This is a genomic window from Clostridium sp., from assembly GCF_021443865.1.
In the GTDB taxonomy this organism is placed as follows: domain Bacteria; phylum Bacillota; class Clostridia; order Clostridiales; family Clostridiaceae; genus Clostridium.
In genome coordinates this window covers 1-7198 of record NZ_JABUTB010000119.1, presented here as the reverse complement: position 1 = coordinate 7198, position 7198 = coordinate 1, and the positions used below count along the sequence as shown (strand labels likewise).

The following is a 7198-nucleotide window of genomic DNA, read 5'->3' as shown; positions in this document are numbered from 1 at the left end:
AAAAAGATATAAATATTAAGGATTTAGTAAATGATATTAAGAATGATAGAAGTCTTCTAATATTATTTTTTATAATAGGTATTTCAACTATTATAAGTATGATATCTACTGGAGTTATATTTAATGGAATAGCATCAATATTATTTTTATTAATAATGATTAGTATATTTAAATTAATAAGATTTAATAAATATACATTTAATGATTTAGTTTCGACTATGGATAATATATTTATAATTCAAGGTATAGTTTTTATACCTTTAATTGTTGCGGATATAATTGCAAATGGTAGAATTACATCAGGAGATTTATACAAGGGTACATTTAGTAATGCGCATATGCTGTGCCTTTGGCTAATCTGGTACAGTGTTATATCATTTATAAGATACAAGTACTCTACTGACAAATTAAAGGGGAAATTAATTGTTTTAAAATTAGTATTATTTGGTATCATGCTGTATTTAACTGATGGAAAACATTTATGGATAGCAGCAATATTATCATTAATAATATATGCAATAATTTCTAAAATTAAATTTTTGAAAAATATAGATGTAATTATTGTTGGGGCTATAATTGTTCTAGGATTATTTACTGTTACTAATATAAGTAAAGTTGAATGGGTTAAAAAAGATATTACTAATAAATCTTCATATATATCAATGTATATGTATAAAGAACCTTTCAATACTAAATTTAAATATATAGACAATACACTAAATGAAAAATTAAAAGGATATCATTTATTAATAGGATATGGACAAGGTCAGTATGGAAGTAGAATAGCTAATTTAAGAGCTTACGAATACATGGCTAAATCTGAAGGCTTAGCTATAAGTTTATCAAAAGTATTATCACCATATGTATTGGAAGAATATAAGGATCAAGCAAGTAAGTATAATGAAAAATTCGTTGAATTTATACCAAATATGAGTGCGGTATTAGCATATCCATTTAGTAGTATTATAGCTATGATAGCAGAAGTTGGAATTATAGGATTAATTTCGTATTTGATGTTTTTTAACAGTATAGCGAATAGAACTAAATTAAGAGAGGCACATTTAATGATAATAATACTATTATTTTTAATGATATTTGACTCTTATTTTGAGATGACCTCTGGTATAGCAATGTTCTGGATTATAATGGGTACATTATCAATGCCTATTAAAGTAAGCAATCAAGATGAAAAAAGAGAAAAAAAGAAAAAGGTATTAATAGCTCAATATTCCTTAGGTGGAGGTGGAGCTGAGAAGGTATTAATAGATATACTTAATAATGTAGATTATAGCAAATACGAAATAAATGTATTTTTATTACGTAAAGAAGGAGTATATTTAAATAAAGTAAATAAAAATGTGAATATTATAACACCACTTGGAAAGATTAATTTTAAAAATGAAAAGGCAAATAAATTATTAAATGATTTTAGATTTGCCCTTGTTAAGTTTGTACCTAAAATAGTCCATAGGGTAGTAGTAGGAAATGAATATGATGTGGAAATAGCTTTTGTAGAAGGATTAACAAGCAAATTCATAGCAGATAGTTGTAATAAAAATTCAAAAAAAATATCATGGGTTCATATAGACTTAGAAAAATATAAGCCTATAAAAGAGTTCTTTCAAAAAAGGTTTTATCCTAAATTTGATATAATAGCTTGTGTATCTGAGGATTCAAAAAGAGTTTTTGAAAAGTTATATCCAAAATTAAAGAATAAGACGAGAGTTGTATATAACTTAATTGATTCGAAGCAGATATTAGAATTAGCAAATGAAAAAGTTGAATTTAATGAGGAAATACCAACAATAATTGCAGTTGGAAGATTATCTATACAAAAAAGATTTGATGTTCTTATAAAGGCCCATAAGTTATTGTTAGATGATGGAATAAATCACAGACTTCTTATATTAGGAGAAGGAGAAAAGCGAGATGAGTTACAGTCACTTATAAATAAATTGAAAGTAAATGAAACGGTAGATTTACATGGATTTGTTAATAATCCATATAAGTACGTTAAGAAATCAAAGGTTTTTGCTATGTCATCTGACTTTGAAGGATTACCTTTGGTTGTATGTGAGTCATTAGTATTAGGAAAACCAATAGTAGCAACTAGATGTACTGGACCAACTGAACTTTTAGGAAACGGTGAGTATGGAGTATTGGTTGATTGTGACAATGAAGTACAATTAAAAGATGCTTTAAAATCAATTCTGGCAGATGATAATTTGTGCGAATACTATTCTAAAAAGAGTTTGGAAAGAAGTAAAATATTTGATACGAAAGAAGCTATAAATAATATATATAATTTATTAGAATTAGAGGGGTAGAATGGCTAAGATAAGTGTAATAGTAGCAGCTTATAATGTAGAGTTGTATATAGAAAGATGCTTAGATTCTATAGTACAACAAACATTAGAAGATATTGAAATAATAGTAGTTAATGATGGGTCTACTGATAAAACATTAGAAAAATTATCAGTTTATGCAGATAATGATAATAGAATAAAGATAGTGGACAAGAAAAATGAGGGACTTATAGAAGCAAGAAAGTCAGGATTAAAAGTTTCCAGTGGAGAATTTTTGATGTTTGTTGATGCTGATGATTGGCTTGATATAAGAGCTTGTGAAAAGCTATATAAAAAATCTGTTGAATTAGATTTAGATATACTATGCTATGGATTATATCATGCTTTTGATGATAGATTAGAGCTTAAAAATATATATGATTTTAAGCTGGCTAAGGGAGAAGAGTATTTAAAACTTGTACTATTAAATAAAGCTAGAGCTAATATAGTATTACAATTATTAAGAAGAGAATTTTTGATAAAAAACAATATAGTTTTTCCAAGTAATATAACTTATGCTGAAGATTTAGCTATTACAGTTACATTAGCCTGCAGTAATCCAATAGTAGGAACTTTAAATGAACCGTTATATTATTATTATCAAAGAGCAAATAGTGTAACTAATAAAGTAAGCAACAAAGTATTTGATGTAGAACTTGCAGTTGATTCAATAAGGGGTAATCTGGATGAAAAGGGATATATAAGAAAGTATTATTACGAATTTGAATACTTAATGTTTATTCATTTATATTACCATAGAGTAATTGCTGTAAACTATACAGGAGAAATACATAAAGCTCTATATGATAAATGGAGAGAGAAAAAAATTGATATAAAAAATAATAAGTACTATAAAGAGTTTAGAAGTACTATTACTATACGTGAAAAGTGTAAATTAGCATTATATAATGCTAATTATAATTTAGGTAATATATATAGTGTTTTATATAGAAATATTATTAGAATCGTTAAATAATTAAGTTGAAAAATAGAAATAAATATTTGATTTAATATTTATTTTAATATGTCTCACATAAAATTAATGAAATTATAAATATAGAGGGGATAATTAATGTACGCAAAGTTATATAGGATAATAAAAAACATAATGAAGCTGACAGCAGTTTCATTATGTATAAATATTTTAAAGGATATTAAGTTTTTTATTACATACAATATGTCTTTTAAAAAAATAAATAATAACAACTTAAATGAAATTAAATTTGATAAATTTAAGAAAAATAAAGTTAAAAAAAACTTAACTATTATTAGATCTAATAAAATTCAATATGATTTAACAATAATTATACCAGCATATAATAGTGAACATTGTGTGGGAGAATGTATAAAGTCTATATTAAATCAAAAAACGAGTTTTAGTTATGAAATTATTATAATAAATGATGGCTCTGTAGATAATACACAAAATGAAATTGAAAAATTTGCATCACATAATAACATAACAATAATATCTCAAAGTAATAAAGGAATAGCTGCATCGAGAAATAAAGGATTGGAATTATCTAGAGGAAGATATATAATGTTCGTAGATTCAGATGATTTACTAGTTGATAATGCTATTGAGGCCTTACTTAAAAAAGCATTTGAAAAAAATAGCGATATTGTGCAAGGAAATAATAATTATCTTTATAAGAGAAGTAATAGAGTTTTAGAAAAGCCTTTGTCCAAAAGTGATTTTGAAGTTAATTTGAAAGAAAATTCAGAATTTATTTTAAGTATAAAAGGATTTCCATGGGGGAGAGTGTATTCAAGAAGATTATGGGAGGATGTAGAGTTTCCAGTTGGATTTGATTATGAAGATACTGTAATACAATTTATTATTTTTAGAAAAGCAAATAGTTATTGCTATATTAATCAAGTAGTTTATGACTATACTGTAGGTATGGGGTCAATTAGTACAAGGTTACAAGGAAGTATTAAAAGCTTAGATACATTTTATATAGTATTGTATTTAATTAATATAAGTGAAGAATTAAATATACCCTTTGATGAAACTTTTTATAAAATAATTCTAAATCAATTAGGTAGTCTACTATATGTTAGAACTAGAGGAGTAGACCAAGATATCATAAGAAATATAATAGCCGAAGCAGCAGATTTATTGAGAGAAATAGAGGAGTATTGTCCTAAGTTAAGATTAAAAGATAGATACTTAAAAAATGCTATTTTAGATGAGAATATTAATAAATGGATTGCCTGCTGTAAGAATAGATAGCAGTTATTTTATATTAGGAAGTTTAGAGGAGAAAAAATGAGAACAAAAAAAGCAGCCATTAATGGCTTAATAGGAATATTAACATATTTAATTTCTTTCTTACCAGCAATGATAGTTAGAAAGATTTTTTTAACTCATCTAGGTGATGAATTATTGGGATTAAGTTCATTATATACAAATATAATTAGCTATTTATCAATTATAGAAATGGGAATAGGTTCAGCAATAATATTTTCTCTATATAAACCTTTTGCAGAAGATGATAGAGTAAAAGTAAAAGGATATATTGATTATTATGCAAAATTTTATAAAATTGTAGGGAGTATAATTTTAGTACTTGGAATAGTAATACTTCCATTTTTACATATCTTTATTAAGGATAATATAGATATGACAAAGGCTTCAATATATTTTGTTTTATTTTTGATAAATACTGTAATTAGCTATTGGTTTTCATATAAGTTATGTATATTAAGTGTTGCCCAAGAAGGATATATAGTATCCATAGGGACTGCTATATCAAAAGTTATAATAGCTATATTACAAGTTATTATTTTAAAACTATATAGCAGCTTTTTCTTGTACATTACTATTCAAATAATAGTAAATTTATTATATTACTTGGTGTTAAATAGGTATATAGATAAAAAATATGGATGGTTAAATACTACAAATGGAGAAATAGAAACAGAAGAAAAACATAATTTAATTAAAAATGTAAAAGCCCTATTTATGCATAAAATAGGGTATGTAGTTGTTTTTGGTACAGATAATCTTGTTATTTCATCATTTATAAATTTAAGTAGTGTGGCAAAATATAATAGTTACAATATGATAATAGCTGCAATTCAAGGGGTTATAAATACTGCCATGGCAGCAATAACTCCAAGTATAGGAAATTTGTTAGTAGATAATGATAAAGAAAAATCAATTAGCATTCATAAAAAATTATTTTTTATGAATTTTTGGATAGTATCATTTGTTACAATATCACTTTATAATACAATAAGTCAATTCATTAATGTATGGCTAGGGAAAGAACAACTTCTAGATTCATTTACAGTAAATATCATTTTAGTAAATTTATATTTTCAATTAATGAGATCTTCTGTAGAACAATTTAAAGAAGGAAGTGGAAACTATTATCAAGATAGATATGCATCTTTTATAGAAGCCTTTATTAACTTGGCATTTTCTATAATATTAGTTAAACAAATAGGTATAGCAGGTGTATTTATAGGTACACTTATCAGTAATATAGCAGTTATATTTTGGGTTAAACCTATGATTACTTATAAATATGTATTTAATGAACCATTAAGAAATTATTTTTATATGTATTTTAAGTATCTAGTAATTGCTATAATACCATTATTAATTACACATGTTTTAACTAGGGATATTAAGCAATCAGTTTTATTAAGTGATTTTATATTGAATTGTACTATAAATATTTTAGTTATAAATTTATTTTATCTAATTATATTTAGAAAAAATAAAGAGTTTATATACTTTAAAAACTTAATTAAAGTTAAATTTAAAAGATAAGTATATATAAATAAAAGGGGGATAAAAATGCCAAAGATAAGTCTGATAGTTGCTGCTTATAATATTGAGGATTATATTGAAAGATGTATTGAATCTTTATTAAAACAAACATTTAGTGATATAGAGATTATCATAGTTAATGATGGTTCAACAGATGGTACCCTTAACAAAATAGAAAATGCAATTAAAAATGATAATAGAGTAAAAGTAATAAATAAAGAAAATGAAGGTGTAGTTGAGGCTAGAAGAACTGGATTTATAAATGCAACAGGAGAATATGTACTTTTCATAGATGGTGATGATTGGATTGATACCAAAACTTGTGAAAAATGTTATGAAAAGCTCATTGAAGATGATTATGATATTTTATATTATGGATACTATATGGCATATGATAATGGAAAAAAAATTAAGGTTGAGATAAAAGAAGAAATACTAAAGGATAAACAGTTTTTAAATGAGCTATTATTAGTTAATATTAGAGGGTGTATGTGGAGTAAATTAATTCGCCGAAGTTATTTAATTGATAATAATATAGATTTTCCAAAGGGAATTATATATGGTGAAGATTTAGCAATGTCCGTAGATATTTCATGTTATCAACCAAAGGTGGTTACTATTAATGAGCAATTTTATTATTATTATCAAAGAGAAAATAGTATTACAAACAGAAAATTAACCAATCAAGGATATCATATTATTAATGCATTAGATTATATAAAAGAATCTATGATAAAAAATGGCTTGTTTGAAGAATTTATAGAAGAATATAATTATTTAGTTTATAGAAATTTATTTTATTCTTTTATAACATGTAATAATGAAGTTAATCATATTCATAAAGAATTATATTGTAATTGGATTAATAGAAAAATTAAAATAAATGATAATAAATATATAAGAGCTCATATAAGAGAGGTTCCTAATAATGAAAGAATTAGAATATTATTATATGGAAGTAATTATGAGTTGGGGAGATTATTTGTAAGAACAAGGAATTATATAAAAAAATATTAATATATAGAGAAAAAGATAAGAGAGGGGAAAGTTATGAAAGGAATAATATTAG

The 7198-nt window shown here is 24.5% G+C and carries 5 protein-coding genes; all 5 read left to right on the top strand.

Annotation, left to right across the window (positions count from 1 at the left end):
* A partial coding sequence (locus HUJ77_RS14315) for a glycosyltransferase (RefSeq protein WP_291709750.1) occupies positions 1-2327 on the top strand: 2327 nt, incomplete at its 5' end.
* A 1-nt stretch (position 2328) separates the two neighbouring features.
* Positions 2329-3321: a glycosyltransferase family 2 protein gene (locus HUJ77_RS14310; RefSeq protein WP_291709749.1), complete on the top strand. Its 993-nt coding sequence runs from the start codon at positions 2329-2331 to the stop codon at positions 3319-3321.
* A gap of 96 nt (positions 3322-3417) precedes the next feature.
* Positions 3418-4581 carry a glycosyltransferase family 2 protein gene (locus HUJ77_RS14305; protein ID WP_291709748.1) on the top strand — a complete coding sequence of 388 codons (1164 nt, stop codon included), beginning with the start codon at positions 3418-3420 and terminating at the stop codon, positions 4579-4581.
* A 36-nt stretch (positions 4582-4617) separates the two neighbouring features.
* Positions 4618-6129 (top strand): oligosaccharide flippase family protein, encoded by a 1512-nt coding sequence (locus tag HUJ77_RS14300; protein ID WP_291709747.1) that lies wholly within the window; start codon positions 4618-4620, stop codon positions 6127-6129.
* 27 nt (positions 6130-6156) lie between these two features.
* Positions 6157-7146, top strand: coding sequence for a glycosyltransferase family 2 protein (locus HUJ77_RS14295; protein WP_291709745.1), 990 nt, complete (start codon positions 6157-6159; stop codon positions 7144-7146).
* The last annotated feature ends 52 nt before the right edge of the window (positions 7147-7198 follow it).